This is a genomic window from Flavobacterium sp. P3_A6 (genome assembly GCF_056403035.1).
Map to the genome: position 1 here is coordinate 37,152 of NZ_JBFUGG010000016.1, position 25,750 is coordinate 62,901.

Below are 25,750 nucleotides of genomic sequence, written 5' to 3' on the forward strand. Positions count from 1 at the left end.
TGAAATGAAGCTTGATTATTATAAATTAAAGAAAATCTAAGTTTAAAGAATAAGTAAATTAAATATAAAACTCTTGAAGTTTTCAATTGATTTTAAATAAAAACTAACAAATATAGAAATACAGCAATGATGGGAAATATAAAATATAGGATTGGTTTATTATTGTTTTTGGCAGGTACAATAAGTATTCAAGCGCAAGGATATTGGACTAAAATTGAAGAGAAGAAGCCTTCTCTGGGCATTGCAGAGGTTTATCAAAAATTTAGCACTCCAGTTTTTCAGTTAAAATTAGTAAAAGAATCACAAACAGTTGCAGGTTTACGGCCTAATGCAAATTTGAATTTTGATTTCACTCCCAGTGACAGACTAGAAATTAGAGACAAAGACGGTTTGTATCATTTAGGTGATATTAATTTAAGAATCCGCGAAGCAGATGCTAATTGGAAAAGCTATTCCACAGCAGCAAAACGCAGGGCTGTTACTCCTTTAGAAACTTCTCAAAAAATTCTAGCGGCAGCAGATTTAGCCAATACACTGCCTGCAGATATTCCGGTTACGATTAAAAGATATTATGAAACCAATGGAAATGATTTAATATTAAGATTTGTAATTACTAACAAAACACCTAATAATATTGAGATAGGAGCTTTAGGTATTCCTATGATATTCAATAATATTTTGGAAGGAAAATCACTTAATGAAACGCATGCCCAAAACGTGTTTTTCGATCCGTACATTGGAATGGATGCAGGGTATTTAGAGGTTAAAAGATTAAGCGGCGAAGGACCGGCATTAGTTGTTATGCCTGAAGAAAATATGGCTTTTGAAGCGTATCGTCCATTAAATGATGATCCAACACCAAGAAGCATCGTTTTTGAAGGATTTCATGAATGGATGGTATACAGTAAAGCATATGCTGATAACGAATGGAAAGGTGTAGAGCAATGGAATAAACCCACGTCATTAATTTTGAAAGCTAATGAATCTAAAAGTTTTGCTTTAAAAATGGCATTATCAGAAGGAATTGAAGATATCCAAAATACGCTTATAAAAGAGGAACTTCCTGTAGCTTCAAGCATTCCAGGGTATGTGATTCCTCAAGATATTAAATCGCAATTATTTTTAAACTATAAAAGTGATGTAAGCTCATTTGAGGTTGAGCCTAAAGGGGCGCTTCTGATAAAAGAAGACGGAAAAACGGCAAAAGGCCTTAGAAAATATACGGTGCATGGTGTAAAATGGGGGCGAGCACGATTAACTGTCAACTATAAAAATGGCATAAAACAGACTATAAATTATAAAGTTATCAAGCCTGAAACCGAAGTTATAAAGGATTTTGGCCATTTTTTAACAACAGCACAATGGTTTGATCAGCCAGATCCAATTTTCAAAAGAAACCCTTCAGTAATCAGTTACGATTATGAAACCAAAAAGCAACTGACTCAAGACAGCCGAGCTTGGGTTGCTGGTTTAAGTGATGAAGGCGGAGCCGGGGGATGGCTGGCGGCTATCATGAAACAGCATATCCAGCCAGATAAGGAAGAAATTATAAAATTAGAAAAATTTGTAGACCAGACGCTTTGGGGTAATATTCAGTATAGCGAAGGCAAAAACAAATATGGAGTTAAAAAAAGCGTATTTTATTATGAACCCGATTCTTTGCCAAAAGGGACTTACAGCAAAGACATAGATTATTCCTCATGGGCGGCCTGGAAACATAAAGATGCAAACGATCCGGGGAGATCATATAACTATCCGCACGTTGTAGCTGCTTATTGGACATTGTACCGATTAGCACGATATAATACAGGTTTAGTCAATAATAAATCTTGGGATTGGTATTTAAAGCAAGCTTACTATACATCGATAGCAATGACTGAACAAGCTCCTTATTATGCTCAGTTTGGTCAAATGGAGGGTTCTGTGTTTTTATTGATCTTAGAAGATTTGAAAAATGAAAACCTTACAGACATGGCATCAAGTTTGGAGTCAAAGATGAAAGAAAGAGCGAATCACTGGAAAGCTTTAGATTATCCTTTTGGAAGTGAGATGCCATGGGATTCTACCGGTCAGGAAGAAGTATATATGTGGTCTGATTATTTTGGTTATGAAGAAAAAGCAGATATTACTTTAAATGCTATTTTGGCTTACATGCCTACAATGCCACATTGGGCATATAATGGAAATGCGCGCAGATATTGGGATTTTTTATATGGAGGAAAATTATCAAGAGTAGAGCGTCAGATTCATCATTACGGGTCTTCATTAAATGCAATTCCGGTATTAAAGCAATATAGAAAAAAACCTGAGGATTTGTATCTGTTAAAAGTGGGGTATGGAGGTCTTTTAGGCGGGATTTCAAATATTACCGAAGACGGATTTGGTTCAGCGGCATTTCACTCCTATCCTACGGAGCTGCGAATTGACTACTTGTCTGGTGATTATGGTTCCGGTTTTTATGGTTATGCTGTCAATACAGCAACTTACATTACAAAGGATAACGATTTAGGATGGCTGGCCTTTGGAGGGAATGTCACTGTCAAAGGCGATTTAGTAGAAGTAAAATTGACAACTGCAGCAAAATCTAAAGTATTTATTGGCCCAAAACAATTGTGGTTAACATTAGATGCTGGCACTTTTGAAAAAGTAACTTATAATACTAAAACAGATGAGGTAGAGATTACCTTAAATAGTGAAAATGAATTTACTCCAAATGCCTATTTAAGAATTAACAAAGAGATCACCTTGCCTTATGCTAAAGTGCGAGGTGCTTACGAAATACCTTTGCAAAAGAAAAGTATTCAAATAAAATTACAGCAAAAATAATTCTTAGTGGTTTGAGAGTTATACTGAGACAAAGGCAATTTTAGTTTTAATTGCCTTTGTTATTTTTAAGAATAAAAATTGACCAAAAGGCTAGGGCTTTAAAAATTAATAACAAAATGATTAAAAAGAACACGTTATTCACCCGCTTTTTACTCTTTTTTATAGTAAGCAGTTATGCTCAGGAAAAAGTAAATGTTAACTTAGCTAATGCTGGAAATCCAATTTTGCCGGGTTATTTTGCAGATCCTACTATTAAAAAATTTGGGGATATTTATTATATCTATGCAACTACAGACAATGAAATGCTTGCATCAGGCGCACCAACAGTCTGGTATAGTAAAGATTTAAAAAACTGGTATAATTATACCATGGAAATTCCTTCATTTACCTCAAAGCCTATTACAAATTTTTGGGCACCAGATATCATAAAAGGAAATGATGGAAAATACTATCTGTATTTTGGCAACTGCGAAATAGGCTGTAATATTTATGGTTACGTATCAGATACACCAATTGGGCCATGGAAAAAATTAAACGGGAATGATGAGCCTGTTATTTCCAATGGATATCCAAGAGAAGGTTTCCCATCATTAGATGCACAGTTTTTTACAGATACTGATGGTAAAATATATGGCTATTGGGGAACTTGGGTGCACTACAATGGAGGTTATGCTGTGGGTGAGCTAAATACAGCCACGATGAAAGACATGGTGAATTCAAAAAATATTCCTTTGAGTCAGACTCCAAAACCATTCGAAGCGGCTTATATGATGAAAAAGGGCAGTAAGTATATCCTAATGTATTCTGGTGATTCCTGTCACGATGAAACGTATAATGTTAGATATTCCTATGGTAATACACCTTACGGCCCTTTTACAGAAGGGGCAAATAATCCAATTTTAAGCACATCTGAAGATAAAACAACACACGGTCCTGGACATCATTCAGTGCTGGAAGACGGAGATAATCATTACATCGTTTATCATAAGCATGACTATCCGATGACTCGTGGCGGTCTAGCAAGGCAAGTTTGTATTGATAAAATGATTTTTGAAAATGATTCTATCATAAAAACTGTAGTTCCTACTTCTAAGGGTATCGAAAACATTGTAAAATCAAATGTGCCGGAAAATATTGCTTTAAATTCAAGTGCAGCCGCATCATCTTATTATCATTTGCAATCATTAGAATACAATTATAAATACGAGCCTAATTTTGCTGTTGATAATAATAATGCAACAATGTGGAAAGCTGGCAGCAATACATTTCCGCAAGATTTAACAATAGATTTTGGAAGCATAAAAGAGATAAAAAGAGTAATGACCCAATTTGAATTTGCAAGCTACTACTATCAATACACATTGGAATATTCAGCAGATGGCAAAAACTGGAAAATGTATGCCGATAAGTCAAAAAATCATACTTCCGGCAGTCCTATGATTGATGATAGTGATATCTCTGCACGTTACTTAAAATTGACAGTATTGGGTACAGAAAAAACAGGGCTTTATGCTGCAGTCTGGAATATAAAAGCATATAGTTCTTTATTTGAGATTCCTTTACAGTTAGAAAATAAAAAATCAAATGCAGCACCTGCCACTGTAAGTTCTCATAAAATGCTGATCAGCCTTGACGCTATTGGTCAAAAACAGACAGCTTCTTTAACTAAATTGCCAAATAAAGGTTCTATTGGAGGTATTTTTACAAAAGAAGGAAAAGTAACTTTGGAAACAGATAAGGAAGGCATAAAAGCAATTAAGTTTAGTAGTGGCGCTTTGGTATTAGACAAACCAGTTCCAAAAAGTTTGGCATGGAATGGATCGTATACAGTTGCCACTTGGGTAAAGAATCCGGAAGTTGATAAAGAGGGAGAAATTTTAGCATCATGGTGTGATAGAAATCAATATAATCTGGCGAATTCATACAATGCGTTGGCTTACAATAGCGGGCATTATGGTGCAGCGCCACATTTGGACGGTCATTTTGATATGAAATACAATAAAGTTCCGGAACAAAATAAATGGCATCATATTGTATTGACTTTTGATGGTGTTGCCGAAAAAATTTATGTTGACGGCGTACTGGATAATTCGCAGAACATGATGTTGTCATCTGCCATTGATAAAGCTAAAATTATAATTGGAGCTTCAGATATTGGAGAAAACTACACTGGTTATATGGCTTCATTAACGATGTACGATTATGCACTTAGCAAAGAAGAGATAATCAATCTGATGAAAATATCGGCACCTAAAAAAGTTAAAGGATCTTCAAATAAATAATGTTTAAGTAACAGAATTAGAAATGATGAAAAAAAAAATACTGGTTTTATGTGGTTTATTGTTTTCCATATATCAAGTTTCCTCTCAAACGTATGAGATTAAATCTCCAGACGGACGCATTCAGATTAAAGTAAATAATTCGAATAAAATTTCATGGTCAGCCTCATTGAATGGAAATCTGATTATTGAGAATGCAGAAGCTGGAATGGATTTTTCAGCCAATGCAGATTTTGGTTCTAATCCAAAGGTAAAAAAGCATACTGTTAAGAGTGTATCTGAAAATATTCATGCTATTGTATCACACAAGGATGCTCAAATAAAAGATGAATATACAGAGCTTTCGATTGCGTATCAAGGGAATTATAAGCTTAATTTCCGTGTTTACAATGATGGTGCTGCCTATCAGTTTATAGATGAAGCCAAAGTGAAACGCGAGGTGATTTCGGAAAAAGTATCTTTTACCTTTCCAAAGGGATCACGCTCTTTATTTCCGCAGGAAGAATCCATGTATTCGCATAATGAGCGTTTGTATTTAGACAAATCGTTACCTGATATTGCTTCTAAGGATTTTTGCAGTTTGCCAGTTTTGTTTACCACCGATAAAGCCAAGGTTTTATTTACTGAAACTGCACTTCACGATTATCCAGGCTTATTCTTAAAAGGAAACGGAAATACAACTCTGGACGCAATCTTTCCAAAATATGTTTTAGAAGCGGTGAATAAAAACGGAAAATCAGACCGTGTGCAGACCATTACAAAAGAAGCTGATTATATAGCTAAAACAGCTGGAGAAAGAGCTTATCCTTGGCGTGTATTTATGATAAGTGATGATGACCGCACATTTATAGAAAGTAACCTGACGTATCAATTGGCAAAACCAAATGTTATTAAAAACACAGATTGGATAAAACCTGGAAAAGTAGCATGGGACTGGTATAATGCCAACAATATTTTTGGTGTTGACTTTAAAGCGGGGCTAAACACAGCAACCTACAAATACTTTATTGATTTTGCTTCCAAAAATAAAATAGAATATGTTATTCTCGATGAAGGCTGGACAAAATCGACTACTCAGATTCTAGACTTTAATCCCGCTATGGATGTCAAAGAACTGATTAGATACGGAAAAGAGAAAGGCGTTGGAATAATTCTTTGGGTACTTTGGAAACCCTTAGATGCAAACTTGCTGCAGATTTTAGAGACATATAAAAGCTGGGGAGCAGAAGGAATTAAAATTGATTACATGCAGCGAAATGATCAATATATGGTAAATTCTTATGAGCAGATTGCCAGAGAATGTGCTAAACTTGAACTGCTGGTTGATTTTCACGGTGCATTTAAGCCCTCAGGTTTAGAGCGTATGTATCCCAATGTTTTGAACTACGAAGGAGTAAGAGGTAATGAAAATAATAAATGGAGCGATGAAATCACGCCAGAGCATACGGTAACTATTCCATTTATCCGTATGGCTGCAGGGCCAATGGATTTTACGCCAGGTGCAATGGTTAATAAAGAGCCTAAGAATTTTGCCATTAGTTTTGAACGCCCCATGAGTTTGGGTACGCGTGCGCATCAGGTAGCGATGTATGTTGTGTATGAAGCACCATTGCAGATGATGTGTGAATCACCTTCGATTTATTATAAAGAACAGGAAACGGTTGATTTTATTACACAAATACCAACTGTTTGGGACGAGACAAAAGTACTTCACGGTTCTGTTGGAAATTATATTGTAGTTGCCAGAAAAAAGGCAGATAAATGGTTTATCGGAGGTATGACTGATGCAGATGCAAGAGAATTACCTATAGATCTTTCTTTTCTTGGTGACGGGTCTTTTTCGATGGAAGTATTTGCAGATGGTATTAACACTGCTACGTTTGCAGAGGATTACCAAAAAGAAGTTTTGGAGGTAAATAAAAACTCTAAAGTGACAGCTAAAATGGCTTCAGGTGGAGGCTGGTCTGCAATTATTACCAAAAAGAAATAGGTAATGAACAATTTTATGAAAACCCTCATCTTTATTTTTTTATCAGTACTTAGCGTTATTAATGCACAAGAAAAAACATTCGCCAAAAAATTATACATTCCGGCTAAAGTCTGGTACGTGCCGGAAAACAATAATTATGACTCTCCTGATAGCGATTACAGTTATAGTCGCATGATTGAGTCGGATAATATTGCTGTTTTTTGGCATAAAGAGTATGGCAATGATCCCATGATGAACACAGATGCAACAAAACGGTTTGACCCTAAAACAGCGATAACTGAATGTGAGCGCTTTTATAATTTTTATGTAAATGATTTAAAGCTGGTGCAAAAAGGACAATCAGTAAGCGATAAATTTAAATTACTGATCTATGTTTTTGGTGGTGCCGAAAATACTGCTTTTGGAGGCGGAGAAGAGGAAGTAGGGATTTTATGGACACCAGCAGCACGAATAAATAAAACTCCTTATGGCGCATTGGCACATGAAATTGGACATTCCTTTCAATACATAAGTCAAATTGACATTAAAACCGGTTTAGATGGTCCAATTATGGAAATGTCGGCGCAGTATATGCTTTGGCAAGTATACCCGGAATGGATGACTTTTGAAAATTATCATCTCAAAGATTTTTTGAAAGGGACTCATTACGCATTTCTGCATCCTGCAAATATGTATCATTCTCCTTATGTGCTTGAATATTGGTCTAACAAATATGGCATAGAATTTTGGGGCAAATTAAACAGATCGACCCAGGAAGGAGAAGATTTGGTTATGGCTTATAAGCGAATTAAAAACGTATCACAAGAACAGTTTAATGATGAGATGTTTGATGCGTACCGAAAATTTATCACTTGGGACATGAAAAGGGTAGCCGATGTGGCAAAACCATATCGAAATTTGCATGAATCCAAATTGAACCAAGTTGAAGACGGATGGTTTCAAATAGATGCTTCAAATTGTCCGCAAGACTATGGCTACAATGGAATTAAACTTAATGTGCCAGCAGCAGGGACAAAAATAAAATTAAATTTTAAAGGTGTGGCTGAAGCCAAAAGTGACAATACAGTATTAAAAGATAAAGCTGGCTGGCGTTACGGATTTTTAGCATCACTCAAAGATGGAAATCGAATTTACGGTCAAGTTTATAAAAGAAATGAAGGTGAAGCCGAATTTCTTGTTCCAGAAAATACAGAATATTTGTGGTTAGTTGTCAGCGGTGCGCCAACAGAACATGAAAAACATTCTTGGGATAATGATAAAGTGAAGTATAGAGATTTTCCTTATAAGGTAAAATTTATAAATACAAAACCTCTTTAGAGGATTGACTAAGTTGAATAATATTAAAATAACAAAGGGCTTTAAAGCCCTTTGTTAACAATAAAGATTTTTTTTAAATTTCCCTTCAGTAGTTTCTTAAAGCTTCAATATCTTCTGCTTTTTTGGCAAGAGGCTTGCCTAATAATTTATGGCTATCTTTTGTGATTAAGAAATCTTCTTCTATGCGAATACCTCCAAAATTTCTGTACGCCTGCACTTTATCATAATTAATGAACTCGCTGAATTTCTTTTCAGCCTGCCACTGGTCTATTAATTCAGGGATGAAGTAAATACCGGGTTCAACCGTTAGGACAAATCCTTCTTCCAGTTCTTTTGCCAGGCGTAATGATTTTAGTCCAAATTCGGTACTCTTTTTTAATGTATCGGTATAGCCTATGTACTCTTCTCCAATATTTTCCATGTCATGCACATCCATTCCCATCATGTGGCCTAAACCGCATTGAAAGAACAACGTATGGGCACCTGAGGCAACAGCTTCGTCTAAATCACCTTTTACTAAGCCAAGCGACTTCAATCCAATTAAAATTTCTTTGCAGGCAGTGAGATGTGAATCTCTAAATAAAGTTCTCGGTTTAAGCGTTGCTATTGCAGCTTCTTCAGCCTGCAGAACAATATTGTATATTTCTTTTTGCTGAGCAGTAAAAGTATTTGAAACTGGGAAAGTTCTTGTCATATCTCCTGCATAGCGCATGTTGTTTTCGGCGCCGCAATCGCACAAAACCATTTGTCCATGTCGTAAAATGTTACCGCCTGCATGATTATGTAAATATTGTCCATTTACGGTTAAAATCGTTGGAAACGCAAGATGACCGCCGAGACTGGCTGCAGTGCTTTCTACTTGCGCAGCAACTTCATATTCAGCCATTCCAGGGCGGGCTGTTTGTATTGCTTTCAAATGCATTGCTGCAGTTATGTCAATTGCTTTTTCAATTTCAGCAAGTTCTTCATTAGTCTTATATGAACGCTGTGCTACAATAGCTTTGGATAATTTGACAGAAGCTTTTTCTGCTAATAATAAAGCGGGGATTTCTAACCAATTACTTAGTTTTAAGGTTATAGCCGAACGGTATGGAGGCAGAAAATGCATAGCCTTTTTTTGCTGTACAGCTTTTTTAATTATCGCTTCCGCAAAAGATAATGGCTGAACCTTACTAATACCTGATTTTTCGGCAGAAATATTCAATGATTCCTGAGGTCCTGTCCAAACGGTTTGCTCAATTGTCAAATCATTTCCAAACAATATTTCAATATTTGCATCAACATCTATTAATAAAAATAGGGAAGGGCGGTCGATTCCTGAATAATACAAAAAACTGCTGTCTTGTCTAAAATGATAGATATTGTCTTTGTAGTTCATTCCAACCTCTTCATTCCCGGGTAATATTATAAGCCCGCTGCCAATTGTTTTTTTTAGGATTTGCCTTCTATGAATATAAGTTTCTTTACTAAACATCTTTCTGTGCTATTTGTGTATAAAATTGATTTATCTGCCTCCGCCAGGGCAATGTTCTCTCAAATATTGAGTAAATAATTGCGCTAGATGTGCACTGGTTCCTTCTCCTTCATTAATGCTGTGCGTACGATTTGGATAACTCATCATTTGAAAATATTTACCGTTTTTTACTAATTCGTTGATAAGCATTTCAGCTCCTTGATAATGCACATTATCATCGCCAGTGCCATGAATAAGCAATAAGTTACCTTGAAGTTTATTGGCATAAGTAATTGGTGAACCCTTTATAAATGGTTCTCTGTTTTCTTGCGGTAAACCCATGTAGCGTTCCTGATAGATGTTATCATACAATAATTGGTTGGGTACAGATGCAATTGCTATTCCGGTTTTATAAATTTCGGGATATTGGAACAAAAGATTTAAGGTAGTTGATCCGCCGCCGCTCCATCCCCATACAGCAATTCGGTCTGCATCTACAAATGGCCATTTTAATATCTCTTTAGCGGCCATTGCCTGATCTCTAATGTTTAGAATCCCAATGTTTTGATATATGGATTTTCTCCAATCGGCACCTTTTGGGGCTGGAGTTCCTCTGCCGTCTAAACTTATTTGAATGTATCCGTCAGCAGCAATATCTCCATCGTATAAAAAAGAGCCTGCATAACCAATAGCATCTTTTACGGTTGCAGCGGCAGGTTCGGTATAGACATAAAATAGGACAGGGTATTTTTTTGTTTCGTCAAATGGAGTGGGTTTTATCATCCATCCGTCAAGAGTTATGTTATCACTTGTAGTAATCTGAATCATTTCTACATTGCCGCTAGGATTCATGTTACTGTTTATTTCTTTGATCATTTTGTGGTCAGAAAGGTTTATCCATTCTGATATTTGCTGGTTTTTATGGTTAGAAAAATTATGTATTGCATATTTTGCGTCAGCAGATAAATTATAATCATGCGTACCAATCTCATTGCTAGGAGATACTTTTATTAATTTTCCTTTCCCGTTTAGCAATGTTTTATATAAGTACTGTTGCGTCGCATTTTCGGGGGAAGCTAAAAAATAAGCAAAACCATTCTTTTCATCTATTGCTTCCAGATTTATTAAATCATATTGTCCTTTGGTAATTAAAGTTGGAGCTTTGCCGTTTTTGTCAATACGGTACAACTTGCGCCATCCGTCTTTCTCTGAGAGAAAAAGGAATTCTTTTCCATTATTAATCCATTTCCATCCTTCATTTTCGGTTGGTAATACATCAATCCATGAATTATTCTGTTCGGAGTAAATTTGTTTCGCTTCACCATTTTTGGGATTGCACAAAAAAAGTTTTGCTTCATTTTGTTTTCGGTTTAGCTGTTCAACCATTATAGAAGAACCATCAGGAACCCACTGCATTAATGGGATGTAGTGCTGTTTTGAATCACCTGGTATGGGCATCCATGTTGTCTGCAGTGTCGGTATATTTACCACACCCACTTTACAGGCTGAAGGATCTTCTCCCACTTTTGGATATTCAATAGGGATTGTGTAAGAGTATAGAGAGTCAGTATTGTTGATTAACAGGAAGTTTTTAATTTTAGTGGCATCAATTTGCCAAAATGCAATATTTTTTCCGTCAGGACTCCATCGAAAACCATCTCTGCAATCGAATTCTTCTTCATAAGCCCAGTCAAAAGTTCCATTAATTAAGCGGTCTGTTCCATTTGTTGTTAAAGGAGTTATTTTTCCCGAAGTTATATCTTCAACATATAAATTATGGTTGCTTACATAAGCGACAGAATTATTGTCTGGCGATAGTTTAGCAAACATTAGGGAGGATTCCGGTTTGCCTTTCCCTATCTGATGCAGCTCGTTTGTTTCTTTATTGAAAAGCCAATAATCGCCTCGGGTTTCCTGTCTCCATACTTTTTTTGAATTGGTATAGATTAAAATCAGTTTTTCATTTTGGCTGAATTCAAAATCTTTAATAGTTAATGATTTTCCGTCTCCTTTTGGAATAAGCTGAGATACATCAATTATTTTAGTTCGAGTAAAATTCGGTAATTGATATCTAACGATTTCTCCTTTTTCTATTGAATAATAGCCACTGTTATCATTGCTCCATTTTATTTTTTGAGCACTGGCTGTAATGAAAAACAGATTAAGCAGTAAAAAGAAAAACAGATGAGTTAATTTTTTCATTATTAGGGGATGTTATAAATTATTTACTGATGATGAAATGATTTATTTTTATTTTTTATTGGTAATTAAAACTGGATTTATATAATACATTTTAGTAATAGCTTCTACTGTGAATAATGCATGCTGTTCTTTGGTTACAGAAATATTTTGCCACTTATCCGAAGGTATGATCTTGATTTTTGCAGAATTATTTTTTAATGTTAAAGGTAAATTAAATCCTTTTACACAGTTATTATAATGGTAGATTACTTTAGTATTATCAGCATTAAAATAAAACTCAAAATTTGGAATTTGAGTAGTCCTCAGGTACTGGTCAAATACCTTACTATAATTGAAATTAAGATGTTTTGAAACGTAATTTTCTATCTGTTTTGAAGTAACGGTTTGATGATAAAAATCTTTTCCTAAGCCTCTTATTACTTTTCGAAATAAGTCGTCATTATCAATTCCATGGCGTATTGAGTGTAGCATATTACCTCCCTTAGGGTACATATCACCGCTGCCTTGAGCATTAACATTGTAGTTGGGGATGATAGGCCTGTCATTTTTTATTCCTTGTCGAGTACCCGCATTGTATTCATTGCCAGCTTCCTCGCCAAAGAGGTAATCGACAAATAAAGTTTCGCTGTAATTGGTAAACCCTTCGTGAACCCACATATCTGCCAAATCATTTGTTGTGATGTTGTTGCCAAACCATTCATGTCCGCTTTCATGAATGATAATAAAATCCCATTTCATTCCCCATCCGGTTTTAGATGCATCGTTTCCTCTATATCCTGGTTTGTATCCGTTACCATAAGAAACAGCACTTTGGTGTTCCATTCCAGTATGTGATGTCTCAATCAGCTGATAACCGTCTTCATAAAAAGGATACGGTCCCATCCAGTATTCAAATGCATTAAACATATTGTGTACCTCAGCAGGCATATAACTTTTGGCTTTTTCTAAGTTATAGTCCAGTACCCAATAGTTTATGTCTAAATTTCCTTTTTCTCCTTTGTAGTTTTCTTTAAAGTTTACATACTTACCTATATATGGGATTATGCAATAATTGCTGATAGGGTTTACAACGGCCCATTTGTATGTGGCTGTTCCGTCATTATTGCTTTTTTTAAATTCTAATCTTCCGTTTGCAATAGCGGTTAATGTATCGGGAACAATCATGGTAAGGCTCGCGCCTTGATTAGGTTCGTCACTTTGATGGTCTTTGCATGGATACCATACTGATGCTCCAAGTCCCTGACAAGCTACTGTCATCCAGGGACGGCCTAATGCATCCTTGGTCCAAATCCATCCGCCATCCCAAGGCGCCTTAATGGCTTCATGAACTTTTCCATGATAAAACAGGTCTATTTTATGTGTGGCTGCTGCTCTGGATATAGGTGTTTCTATATACCAGACGCTACCTTCTTTTTTGAAATTTAATTTTTTTCCATATTGAAACACACTGTCTATAACTAGAGGAGCTTGCAGGTCAATCTGCATTTTGGTGTTGTTTTTTTCTTTGACTGTTTTGTAGGTTATAGAATTGCTGCCTTGTATTGTCTTGTTATTGTAATCTGGTTTTACAGTTATGTCATACCGCAGCACATCCCACCATTGTCTTTCTTTAGTTATGCTGCCTCTTAACGTATCTGCAAGGGTATATACTTTAGAATTTTGCCCAAAAGAGATCAGATTTAAACTGATAAAAATAAAAATCAATGCATACTTTCTATCCATGCTGTTTTAGTTTTGAGATGTTTTTATTAAGTTGACTGTTCTCAAAAGTATATGGTTTTTTATTGGGTGGATTAGATTTTATTATCAATATCAAATACTATATTACTTGTTTAGATTAAAAAATATTCAATTTTGGATATTTTTATAAACAGATTTGCAGTCACCTCGATCTATGGGTTAGAAAGTGAATTTTTAAATTCAAAAGGAGTTTTCTTTTTTATTTCCTTAAATTTTCTGTTGAAATTTGAAATGTTATTGAATCCGCAGAGTTCGGCTATTTCAATCACGGAGAGTTCCTTGTTTTTTATTAACAGCTTAGCGGCCCGCTCTATTCTTATTTCGATCAGAAACTGAAAAAAGGTTTTGTTTGTTCTGACTTTAAAATATTTGCAGAAAGCATTTTTGGTCATGTTTGCAATTTCGGAGATTTCCTGCAACGTAATGTTTTTTTGATAATTCGTCATTACAAAATCAAAAACCATTTGCATTCTTTTACCTTCAGCATCCGTAAATGGTTTGTCATATACTGAATTAGATAAAGGCTGTTTATCTGCAAGGTCAAATAATTTTAAAAGGTTAAAAAAAATAATAAAGCGGTCAAAGCTATTTGCATTTTTAAATTTTTCAAACTTTCTTTTAATAGAAGAAGGTGCGTTTTTAATAAGGATTCCATTCTTTATATCTTTAAAAAAAGCATTTGTTTTTTTTAATTCAGGAAGATCAAAAAAATCTTTGCCAAATGCATTTTTGGAAAAAAATATAGTAAGCATAATAGAGAGTGACTCATTTTCTGTTTCTTCAGACCGAAAGACATGCGGCAGATTAATGCCCATTATAAGAATATCGCCTTTTTCATATTCGGTAATCGTATCACCAACTAAAACAGTTCCTTCTCCTTTTTTTATTAAGCTAATTTGAATTTCTTCATGCTGATGGTATTTGTCATAAAAAACAAACTCTCTGTCTTCTTGATATAGGAACGCTTCTTCGTTAGATTTTGGTATTTTAAACGGAAATACTTTCATACAGATTTATATTTATTTGCGACTAAGTTATAATTAAAAAGTTAGGTAAGGGATAAAGTTAGCCTATTTTTAACTTAATAGGATTAAAAATGATAATATAGTATCAAATATAGATAACAAACCTAATAAAAATATTTACGGTAACCCTTTACCTTTGGAATAAATATTTAAAAAAAAAGATATGAGCATTCAATGGAAAGGGGTAATGCCAGCCGTTACCACTAACTTCACATCAGAAGATTGTTTAGATTTCAATATGTTTGAAATCAACCTAAAAGCACAACTAAATGCAGGTGTTGAAGGAGTTATTTTAGGCGGTACTTTAGGAGAAGCCAGTACACTTTTAGAAGAAGAAAAAAAAGAATTAGTACTCGAAACTGTTCGGATTGTTGATGGAAAAGTTCCTGTAATTATGAATATAGCGGAGCAAACCACAAAAGGGGCAATCGAAGCGGCTCAAAAAGCAGAATCGTTTGGAGCAAAAGGACTGATGATGCTGCCGCCAATGCGCTACAAAGCTACAGATCATGAAACAATTGTTTATTTTTCGGAGGTAGCCAAAAGCACTTCATTGCCTATAATGATCTATAATAACCCAGTTGATTATAAGATTGAAGTTACTTTGGATATGTTCGAAGAACTTTTAAAGCTGGATAATATTCAAGCGGTAAAAGAATCTACAAGAGATATTTCGAATGTCACGAGAATAATAAACCGTTTCGGAAGCAGATTAAAAATACTTACTGGAGTAGATACTTTAGGTTTAGAAAGTTTATTAATGGGTGCCGACGGATGGGTTGGAGGTCTTGTAGATGCCTTTCCTGAAGAGACTGTTGCAGTATATAAATTGGCTAAAGCGGGCAGAATTCAAGAAGCGCTTACTATTTACAGATGGTTTTTGCCTTTATTGGAATTAGATATTAATGCACAGCTTGTTCAGAATATAAAACTGGCAGAGGCTGGAGCAGGTTTAGGAACAGAATATGTAAGAGCGCCTAGAATTCCTTTGATTGGAAAAGAAAGAGAAAGAGTTCTTGCTATTATTGATGAAGGGCTTAGAACAAGACCGGTTCTTCCTGATTATAAAAGCTTGTAAAAATAAAATCTATTTGTTCTTTAAAATTTAAAGCGAATAATAAATTTATTATATATTGAAGCTGTATTCAATCTAATCAAATAATAATTTAAAAAATGATTACTGGAAAAAATTATATAGGGAGTCAGTTGCTAGCGAGTGGAGATAAAGTATTTAAAACGTTTAATCCACAGCTAAATATAGAAAATCCTTGGCAGTTTACCGAAGCAACTGCAGCTGAAATCAAATTGGCGGCAACAATCGCTGATAAAGCTTTTTTATCATTTCAGCGGTGTTCAGGTCAGGAAAAAGCACTCTTTTTAAAAACTATCGCCGATGAAATATTGGCTTTGGGTGATGCCCTGTTAGATGTATATTGTCAGGAATCTGGTTTGCCCAGAGGAAGAGCAGAGGGTGAACGAGGCAGAACTATTGGTCAATTAAATGCCTTTGCAGAATTAGTTGCAGATGGTTCTTGGGTAGAAGCTGCAATTGATACTGCTATTCCTGATAGATTGCCATTACCTAAAATTGATATTCGCAAAATGTTGCGGCCTTTAGGCCCTGTAGTTGTTTTTGGATCTAGTAATTTTCCATTTGCTTATTCTACCGCAGGAGGTGATACTGCATCTGCGTTGGCAGCAGGCTGTCCAGTACTTGTAAAAAGCCATCCTATGCATGCGGGTACTAGTGAAATGGTTGCTTCGGCCGTTATTAAAGCGGCACAAAAAACAAATATGCCCGAAGGTGTTTTTTCTAATTTGAACAGCAGTGGCATTGAAGTGGGGATTCAGCTAGTACAAAACCCTTTAGTGAAAGCAGTTGGATTTACAGGAAGTATAAAAGGAGGCCGCGCATTGTATGACTTAGCGGGACAGCGTCCAGAACCAATTCCTGTATTTGCTGAAATGGGAAGTATAAATCCCGTTGTAATATTACCAGAAGCACTAAAACAAAATGCAGAAAAATGGGCTAATGCCTGCGCTGGTTCTGTAACTCTCGGTGCGGGTCAGTTTTGTACAAATCCAGGGTTGATCCTTGCTGTTAAAAATGAGTCTTTAAATGGTTTTATAACATTACTTGCTGATGAAGTTTTAAAAATTGCGCCTACATGCATGCTGAATCCATCAATTCACAAAAATTATCAGTTAAACAATGAGGAATTAAGTTCGCAAAACGGCGTGCAGGTAATTGTGGCCTATGATGAAAATGTAAATCCAAATTTTGCTTCACAAAAAATACTTACGGTATCTGGAAAGGGCTTTTTAGAAAATCCTGTTTTGCACAAAGAAGTTTTTGGGCCTTTTTCAATTGTAGTGCAGTGTGAAAATGAAGCTGAGTTAGTTGCTATAATAAATAAATTAGAAGGGCAGCTGACAGGTACAGTCATAGCCGAAGATAATGAAATTGATACTTTTGATGCCGTTGTAGATGCTCTAGGAAATCGTGTTGGACGGATAATTTTTAATGGAATGCCTACAGGTGTTGAAGTATGCCCATCTATGGTACATGGAGGGCCTTATCCATCTTCCTCGGATTCTCGATTTACTGCCGTTGGAATTAATTCCATTAAACGATGGGTTAGGCCTTTTAGTTATCAAAATTGGCCTGATGCAAATTTGCCGGAAGCACTTCAAAATAAAAACCCTCTGGGAATTTTGCGATTAGTGAACAACAAACAAACAAATCTCCCTATAGTATAATATGGCTAGAAAAACTTTTTTTTGCGTAGATGCACATACTTGTGGCAATCCGGTTCGTGTTGTTGCTGGTGGTGGCCCTAATTTAATTGGGGCAAACATGAGCGAAAAACGGCAGCACTTTTTAAAAGAATACGATTGGATTCGAAAAGGGTTAATGTTTGAGCCTAGAGGGCATGATATGATGAGCGGCAGTATTTTATTTCCGCCGAGCGATCCTGATAATGATTTTGGCATACTGTTTATCGAAACATCCGGCTGTTTGCCAATGTGCGGCCACGGAACAATAGGAACTATAACTATTGCAATCGAAGAAGGCTTGGTTTCGCCAAAAACACCCGGAAAAATAAATATGGAAGCTCCGGCAGGTTTGGTAAAAATTGAATACAAACAGGTAGGCAAAAAAGTAGAATGGGTTAAGCTGACCAATGTAAAGTCATATTTGGCGGCCGAAGGTTTAACTATAGACTGCCCCGAATTAGGCGAATTGGTCTTTGATGTTGCCTATGGCGGGAATTATTATGCTATCGTAGATCCGCAAAAAAACTTTTCCGGAGTTCAGGATTTTACAGCAAGCAAAATTGTTCAATACAGTCAGGAAGTAAGAAAAAGAATTAATCAAAAATATCCGGATTTATTTATTCATCCGGAAAATGATACTATTCGGGATGTGAGTCATTTGTTATGGACAGGAACACCTTTGGATCCTGCTTCTTCAGGACGAAATGCTGTTTTTTATGGTGATAAAGCCATAGACCGTTCACCGTGCGGTACTGGAACCTCGGCAAGAATTGCACAATTGCATGCTAAAGGCCTTTTGAAAATGGGAGAAGAATTTGTTCACGAAAGTTATATCGGAAGCAAGTTTATCGGGCGTATTGAGGAAGAAACGAATATTGGTGAGATTAAAGCAATTGTTCCAAGTATTCAAGGCTGGGCAAAAGTTTATGGTTACAATACAATCATAATTGATGATGAGGATGATCCTTACGCGCATGGGTTTCAAGTCTTATAAAGTAAACTCGACCAATAGAAGCTAATTACGCTAGAATCGTCGGTTACAGAATTTAAAAAATAACTTATATGCACGCTAAGTCTCTTTAAAATATTTAATCGATGAAGAATACATTTTCGACGGCTATTTTGTTTGTTTTCTTTTTGCTTGCCAATACAAGTATTGCACAAAAAAAAGAACTGCAGCCCTATCAGCCTTCAAGGCAGGAAATTTTGGAACGTTATCGTCAAGCTCAATTGCTTGATAAAGCGGTCAAAAATAAAGTTTTTAAAACAGCTGTTACTGCACATTGGCAAAAGGATGGGAGTACATTTTGGTATTGCAATATTCTAAAGGATAGTGTCAGAGAATATATCTTGGTTGATGCTTCAAAAGGTATAAAAAAGAGGTCATTTGATGAACTTAAACTAAAAAAAGCTTTAAGTGAAATTACAGGAAAAACAGTTCCTCTAAAAAGTTTGCTTATTGATAGTTTAAATTATGATTCTAAAGCGTACTCGATAGCTTTAAAATATGAAAAAAGCTATTTTGAAGTGTCGTTATCAGATTATAGTATTAAAAAAGTAAGCTCATTAGCAAAAGATCTCAAAAAATACCCAAGTTTAAACAATCAATGGGCAAGATGGGAATCTTTTAGGACAGACACAATTTCGCCCAATAAAAAATGGCTGGCTTTCATTAAAGAAAATAATGTTTTTGTTAGGCCTGTTAATGGAGGAGAAGCAATTCAATTCACAAATGATGGTACTAAAGAGAAACCATACGGCTCTTTAGCGTGGTCGCCAGACAGTAAGTATATCGTTGGATATCATATCAATCCTGTAATTGATACACCAGTTCATTACGTTCTGTCTTCGGTTGCAAATACTACTCGCGGGAAATTGCATTCGGAACCTTATAAACAGCCAGGAGATCCTTTTACGACTTATGAAATGTATTTGTTTCAAATTGAAAATCAAAAAGCATCAAAAGTAAATACGCCAATAATTGATTTTTTTGACGCGCCAGAATTACATTGGAGAAAAGGAGATGCAGGTTTTTTTATGTATGAAAAAGTAGACCGAGGCCATCAGCGGTTTCGAATAATTGAAGTAAATGCTCAAACTGCCGAAACCCGTTCAATTGTAGATGAAAAGACAAAAACTTTCATTTATGAATCCCGATTATTTACACATTATCTGAAAAAAAGTAATGAAGTCGTTATGTCTTCGGAGAAAGATGGTTGGAGACATCTCTATTTGGTTGATGGTTTGAAGGGGAAAGAAAATCAAATTACCAAAGGGGAGTGGGTTGTAAGAAGTATAGATAGTATTGATGAGAACAAAAGAGAAATATGGTTTTCGGCAAGCGGGATGAATGCAAATGAAGATCCCTATTATGTCCATAATTACCGCATTAGTTTTGATGGAAAAAAACTCATCAATCTTACTCAGGCCAAAGGAAATCATAGCGTAGCTTTTTCACCAAATAAACAATACTACTTAGATTCCTATTCAGAACCTAATATTGCAACAATTATCGAACTTCATCGCACTTCTGATGGTAAAAAGATAATGGATATTGAAAAATCGGATGCCACAGAATATTTAGCAGCTGGGATGTCGCTGCCCGAACCATTTCATGCAAAAGGCAGAGATGGAGTCACTGACATTTGGGGGATAATATGCCGTCCTGCTAATTTTGATCCAAATAAAAAATATCCTGTAATTGAGAATATTTATGCTGGTCCGCAGGATTCTTTTGTTCCTAAAAATTTCATGGATCGGTATACTGCCGAAATGCAAAGCTTAGCTCAGTTAGGCTTTATAGTCGTGCAAATTGACGGGATGGGCACTGCTAATCGTTCCAAAGCATTTCATGATGTTTGCTGGAAAAATTTGAAGGATGGCGGTTTTGAGGATAGAATCCTTTGGATAAAAGCGCTGGCAAAAAAATATAGTTATGTAGATGACACAAGAGTTGGATTATATGGTACTTCGGCTGGCGGACAAAATGCTTTGGGCGGATTGTTGTTTCATCCTGAGTTTTATAAAGCAGCAGTATCTGCTTGTGGATGTCATGATAATAGAGTTGATAAACAATGGTGGAATGAACAATGGATGGGGTATCCAGTGGAGAAACATTATGAAGAGCAATCAAATGTTACCAATGCTGGTAAACTATCAGGTAATTTATTGTTGATAGTGGGTGAAGCCGATGAAAATGTACCACCCGAATCAACCTATCGTGTTGCTGATGCATTGATTAAAGCTGAAAAAACTTTTGAATTTTTGCCTTTGCCAGGCGTTGGGCATAGTGATTGGGGACCATATGGAAGGCTCAAAAAGCGGGATTTCTTTGTAAAGCATTTATTAGGAGTAGATCCTCCGCAACGCAACAGTAATGAGTTAAATCAATAATCGCATTAATGAATTTTGAATAGGAACTTTTCCATTAAAATATAAAAATCACTTATGATTAAATTATTTAGAAGTAAAACCGCTTTATTTTTTACAATGTTGTTTCTAATTGTATGGACATCTGCGCCCCTTTTTGCACAGAATTTCAATACTGATTTATATTTGCAGACCAGTGAAGTAAATAATGCGATGGTGCATTATGAAGCTGATAAAGGAAGCATCATGCGTTTTTATTCGACGAATAGTACTGCGTATACTTTTGGAATAAAAAATGATGAAAATAATTATAATACCCCAGAGCGAAGAACACGTCTTTTGCAGTTAATATTTGATTATAAAAAAGAACTTGAAGGTTTAAATTTTGATGCCATGAGCAACAATGGCAAAGTAGATTATATTTTATTCAACCGAAATTTAAAAAATGAAGAATATGAGTTGCAGCAACAGCAAATAACGTATGAAAGAATAAAAAATTTTTTTCCATTTGAAGAAAGAATATATGCGTTAGAAAAACCGCGCCGCAGAGGTATTAAAGTGAATGCTGAGGCTGTAGCCAAAGAAATGGACGATTTGCGTAAAGCAATTACAGAACAGATAAAAGTTGTAAATAAGGCTGAAGGTCTTGATAAAGCAGCTTCAGAATTTGCAGGCTTACATGCCATGGGTTTAAAGAATATTTTAAAAAATTACTATGATTTTTATAATGGTTACGATCCTTTGTTTTCTTGGTGGGTACCAAAAACCTATACTGAAGTTGATGCTGTATTAGAAGAATATGGAGCGTTATTAAAATCAAAAAGAAAAGAAACCAGTACCCAAAAAGACGATGGCAGCGGTATTATAGGAAATCCAATAGGGAGAGAAGAAATAATCCGTCAGCTGCAGACAGAATTTATTCCTTACTCACCCGAAGAGCTGGTTGCGATCGCCAATAAAGAATTTGCTTGGTGCGATGCTGAATTACTAAAAGCTTCTCGCGAAATGGGGTTTGGCGATAACTGGAAGGCTGCTCAGGAGAAAGTAAAAAAATCATTCGTTGCTCCAGGTGATCAGCCTCAAACAATGTTAGAAATATACAATCAGTCGGTCGCTTTTTTAAAAAAGAAAAATCTTTTAACGATTCCGCCAATTGCCGAAGAAACTTGGAGAATGTACATGATGTCTCCTGAGGCGCAAAAAGTAAATCCTTTTTTTCTGGGAGGTGAATCACTTATTATATCTTATCCTACCAATAGTATGTCGTATGATGAGAAAATGATGAGTATGAGAGGCAATAATCCTAATTTTTCAAGAGCAACAATTCATCATGAGTTAATTGCAGGTCATCATCTGCAGCAGTTTATGAGAGACAGATACAAGGCATACCGCCACTTTGACACCCCGTTCTGGGTAGAAGGAAACTCATTGTATTGGGAAATGCTGTTGTGGGATTTAAAGTTTCCTCAAACTCCTCAGGACAAAATAGGAATGTTGTTTTGGCGCATGCATCGTTGCGCCCGAATTATTTTTTCTTTAAATTATCATTTAGGGAAATGGACTCCGCAGCAATGTATTGATTTTTTGGTAGACAGAGTAGGGCACGAACGAGCTAATGCTGAAGGAGAAGTGCGCCGCTCATTTGTGGGTGGATACAGCCCTTTATATCAAATTGCCTATATGATTGGAGGATTGCAATTTACTGCATTAAAAAATGAATTAGTTGTAAAAGGAAAAATGAGTTATAAGGAATATCATGATGCAATTTTAAGAGAAAATGCAATGCCTATTGAGTTATTAAGAGCATTATTAACCAATCAGCCTTTGCAGAGAGATTTTAAAACCAATTGGAAATTTTATAAAATTTAATAAACTAAATAAGATTAGTTATGAAACATGTTGTAGTTATTGGTGGAGGAATTATAGGGCTTAGTTCTGCATTTTATTTGCAGCAAAGCGGTTGTAAAGTCACAGTAATCGATAAAGATTTTTTCGAAAACAACTGTTCTTATGGTAATGCCGGATATGTATGTCCAAGCCATTTTATACCATTGGCTGCACCAGGAATTATTTGGCAGGGTTTTAAATGGATGTTTAATCCTAAAAGCCCATTTTATGTAAAACCTTCATTGAATAAGGCTTTGATAGATTGGGGGCTGAATTTTGCAAAAAGCGCTACTAAAAAAAATGTAATTAAGTCCGCCATACCTCTTCGTGATATTTCCTTATTAAGTCAGCATGAGTTTGTTAAATGGACAAAAATTCCGGGTTTTGAATTTGCATATGAACATAAAGGAATGCTGGAAGTTTTCCAGACAGAAGCTGTAGCCAAGCATGCTCATCACACAGTTGAAAAAGCCAATGAATTAGGACTGGATGTGAGTTTATTAAATTATGATGATTTACAATTATTAGAGCCTCAAACAAAAATCAATGCAATAGGCGCTTTACAGTTTAAATGTGACGCTCATGTTTATCCTGATAAGCTGATGAAGGTTTTGAAAGAACATTTATTGGCTGAAGGCGTTACTTTTCAATACGGAGAGACGGTTGTTTCTTTTGAAAAAGAAAATGGAGCAGTTACAAAAGTAATTACGAATAAGCAATCGTATTTAGCAGACGAGCTTGTTATTGCAGCTGGAGCATGGAGTAAGGAAATGGCTGAATTGGTAGATGCTAAAATATCACTAATGCCGGGAAGAGGGTATTCTTTAACATTGGAAAATTCTATTTATAAAGTAAATCACCCTATGATTCTTGCCGAAGGCAGAGTGGCAATTACACCTATGGATGGCAATAAAATTAGATTTGGAGGTACAATGGAAGTTGTTCCTACAACAGCTAAGCCTCAGTATCACCGTATTGAAGGCGTACTGAGAGCAGTGAAAGATTTTTTACCGGAATTTGACATTCAAAAACCATTGGAAGAAAATATTTGGTATGGTTACAGACCCTGTTCTGCAGATGGGCTGCCTTACATTGGTAAAATAAAAAAATACAATAATGTTGTTGTTGCTACAGGGCATTCAATGATGGGGCTTAGTCTTGGTCCTGGTACGGGAAAATTAGTTTCACAATTAATTAATAGAGAACCGACCAGTATTGATATTAAAGCATTTGAGGTAGAAAGATTTAATTAAAAAAGGGTGGTTCCTTTCATACTGATTTCCTTTCTGGTTTAAATTAATATTTAATTTATTAACCATCATTATTGTTYCAAAGTAAAGGATTTAGAGGTCTTTAAGTCTAGATTTAAAAAACAGTCTATCCCATGAGGTAGTAATACTAAAAAAATAGAATACTAACTAACTAAAACTAACCAACCAACGAATGAAATCTTTAACAAAGAAAAATAATTTTAAGCGATCGCTTGGCTTATTAGATGCCACTATGATAGTAGCCGGGTCAATGATTGGATCAGGAATCTTTATAGTAAGTGCAGATATTGTTCGTAATGTTGGATCGGCTGGCGCTTTATTGCTTATTTGGGTGCTTACAGGGTTTTTAACAATTGCAGCGGCATTAAGTTATGGAGAATTAAGCAGTATGTTCCCTAAAGCTGGCGGGCAGTATGTTTATTTAAAGGAATCTTTTAATTCGCTTACTGGTTTTTTATACGGCTGGAGTTTTTTTGCAGTGATACAAACAGGTTCTATTGCTGCTGTAGGTGTAGCTTTCAGCAAATTTGCTGCGTATGTTTTTCCTGCGCTTAGTGAACACAATATTATTTTAGATTTAGGGATTTTGCAAATAACGGCTGCACAATTGACATCTATAGTACTTGTTGTTTCTCTGACATATATAAACACAAGAGGAGTCAAAGAAGGAAAAACGATTCAGACAGTTTTTACATTGGTAAAACTAATTGCATTGTTTGGTCTTATTATTTTTGGCTTTGTTTTAGCTGCAAAGGCTGATATTTGGAAAGCCAACTGGAGTACCGGTTTTTCAATAAATAAATTAGAAGGGAATACACTTGTCCCTTATTCGGGATTTGCCATAATGGGGGCTGTAGCTGCCAGTCTTGTTGGCAGTTTGTTTAGCAGCGACTCATGGAATAATGTAACTTTTATTGCGGGTGAAATTAAAAATCCATCAAAAAATATTGGCAGGAGCCTTTTTCTTGGGACACTGATTGTAACGATTATCTATATTGCTGCCAATATGATGTATTTGTCAGTACTTTCTTTGAATGAAATTGCAAATGCTGAAAATGACCGTGTTGGTGTTGTTGCTTCACAGCATATTTTTGGTGATTCAGGAACTTATATTATTGCTGTATTATTAATGATTTCTACTTTTGGCTGTAATAACGGGCTAATACTTTCTGGAGCGCGCGTCTATCATACTATGGCAACGGATGGGCTTTTTTTTAAGAAATTAGGACAGTTAAATAAAAATGGAGTGCCAGGAAAAGCTTTATGGATACAATGTGTTTGGGCTTCTGTACTTTGCTTAAGCGGAAAATATAATGAATTGCTAGATTATGTAATATTTGTTGTTCTAATCTTTTACATCTTAACAATTGCTGGTATTTTTCGTCTTCGAAAAACAAAACCGGATTTAGACAGACCTTACAAGGCGATAGGCTATCCAGTACTGCCTTTTATTTATATTGTTGCGGCATCCTGTATTTGCATCATGCTTTTAGTATATAAATACAGCTCTTCTTTACCAGGGTTAGCAATAGTGCTATTGGGAATTCCGCTTTATTATTATTTTGTAAATAAAGAGAAATAATTTTATGAGATATTTATCACTCTTATGTGAA

General features: G+C 35.6%; 15 protein-coding genes. 11 read left to right on the plus strand and 4 right to left on the minus strand.

What is annotated here, in order from left to right; genetic code table 11:
* The first annotated feature begins 129 nt into the window (after positions 1-129).
* The 4 genes from AC1DVP_RS15045 (at position 130) to AC1DVP_RS15060 (ending at position 8,412) form a co-directional block, all read left to right on the plus strand.
* The gene (locus AC1DVP_RS15045; protein ID WP_477184309.1) at positions 130-2,826 is read left to right on the plus strand and encodes a DUF5695 domain-containing protein; all 2,697 of its coding nucleotides are present in this window, start codon (positions 130-132) and stop codon (positions 2,824-2,826) included.
* A gap of 116 nt (positions 2,827-2,942) precedes the next feature.
* A complete protein-coding gene (locus AC1DVP_RS15050; RefSeq protein ID WP_477184310.1) occupies positions 2,943-5,108 on the plus strand; it encodes a family 43 glycosylhydrolase in 2,166 nt (721 codons plus the stop codon).
* A gap of 22 nt (positions 5,109-5,130) precedes the next feature.
* Complete coding sequence (locus AC1DVP_RS15055) at positions 5,131-7,095, plus strand: glycoside hydrolase family 97 protein (RefSeq protein ID WP_477184311.1); 1,965 nt, start codon at positions 5,131-5,133, stop codon at positions 7,093-7,095.
* Positions 7,096-7,098: 3 nt separating this feature from the next.
* Entirely contained in the window at positions 7,099-8,412 is a 1,314-nt protein-coding gene (locus AC1DVP_RS15060; protein WP_477184312.1) for a DUF6055 domain-containing protein, read from the plus strand.
* Positions 8,413-8,497: 85 nt separating this feature from the next.
* Here AC1DVP_RS15060 and AC1DVP_RS15065 read toward each other — a convergent pair whose 3' ends face one another.
* From AC1DVP_RS15065 to AC1DVP_RS15080, 4 genes are all read right to left on the minus strand, one after another.
* Positions 8,498-9,886 carry an aminopeptidase P family protein gene (locus tag AC1DVP_RS15065; RefSeq protein ID WP_477184313.1) on the minus strand — a complete coding sequence of 463 codons (1,389 nt, stop codon included), beginning with the start codon at positions 9,884-9,886 and terminating at the stop codon, positions 8,498-8,500.
* Positions 9,887-9,916: 30 nt separating this feature from the next.
* Positions 9,917-12,067, minus strand: a complete 2,151-nt coding sequence (locus tag AC1DVP_RS15070; protein ID WP_477184314.1) for a S9 family peptidase — start codon at positions 12,065-12,067, stop codon at positions 9,917-9,919.
* 48 nt (positions 12,068-12,115) lie between these two features.
* The gene (locus AC1DVP_RS15075) at positions 12,116-13,789 is read right to left on the minus strand and encodes a M1 family metallopeptidase (RefSeq protein WP_477184315.1); all 1,674 of its coding nucleotides are present in this window, start codon (positions 13,787-13,789) and stop codon (positions 12,116-12,118) included.
* A gap of 170 nt (positions 13,790-13,959) precedes the next feature.
* The gene (locus AC1DVP_RS15080; protein WP_477184316.1) at positions 13,960-14,814 is read right to left on the minus strand and encodes an AraC family transcriptional regulator; all 855 of its coding nucleotides are present in this window, start codon (positions 14,812-14,814) and stop codon (positions 13,960-13,962) included.
* Positions 14,815-14,995: 181 nt separating this feature from the next.
* On the opposite strand from AC1DVP_RS15080, the gene AC1DVP_RS15085 reads away from it, so the two are divergent.
* The 7 genes from AC1DVP_RS15085 to AC1DVP_RS15115 all read left to right on the plus strand — a co-directional run bounded on the left by AC1DVP_RS15085 (position 14,996) and on the right by AC1DVP_RS15115 (position 25,719).
* Positions 14,996-15,910, plus strand: coding sequence for a dihydrodipicolinate synthase family protein (locus AC1DVP_RS15085; protein ID WP_477184317.1), 915 nt, complete (start codon positions 14,996-14,998; stop codon positions 15,908-15,910).
* 95 nt (positions 15,911-16,005) lie between these two features.
* Complete coding sequence (locus tag AC1DVP_RS15090; RefSeq protein ID WP_477184318.1) at positions 16,006-17,592, plus strand: aldehyde dehydrogenase (NADP(+)); 1,587 nt, start codon at positions 16,006-16,008, stop codon at positions 17,590-17,592.
* A 1-nt stretch (position 17,593) separates the two neighbouring features.
* Entirely contained in the window at positions 17,594-18,604 is a 1,011-nt protein-coding gene (locus AC1DVP_RS15095) for a 4-hydroxyproline epimerase (protein ID WP_477184319.1), read from the plus strand.
* 101 nt (positions 18,605-18,705) lie between these two features.
* A complete protein-coding gene (locus tag AC1DVP_RS15100; protein WP_477184320.1) occupies positions 18,706-21,003 on the plus strand; it encodes a DPP IV N-terminal domain-containing protein in 2,298 nt (765 codons plus the stop codon).
* A 54-nt stretch (positions 21,004-21,057) separates the two neighbouring features.
* The gene (locus AC1DVP_RS15105; RefSeq protein WP_477184321.1) at positions 21,058-22,848 is read left to right on the plus strand and encodes a DUF885 family protein; all 1,791 of its coding nucleotides are present in this window, start codon (positions 21,058-21,060) and stop codon (positions 22,846-22,848) included.
* A 20-nt stretch (positions 22,849-22,868) separates the two neighbouring features.
* Positions 22,869-24,119, plus strand: a complete 1,251-nt coding sequence (locus AC1DVP_RS15110; RefSeq protein ID WP_477184322.1) for an NAD(P)/FAD-dependent oxidoreductase — start codon at positions 22,869-22,871, stop codon at positions 24,117-24,119.
* 190 nt (positions 24,120-24,309) lie between these two features.
* Positions 24,310-25,719, plus strand: coding sequence for an APC family permease (locus AC1DVP_RS15115; protein ID WP_477184323.1), 1,410 nt, complete (start codon positions 24,310-24,312; stop codon positions 25,717-25,719).
* Positions 25,720-25,750 lie beyond the last annotated feature (31 nt).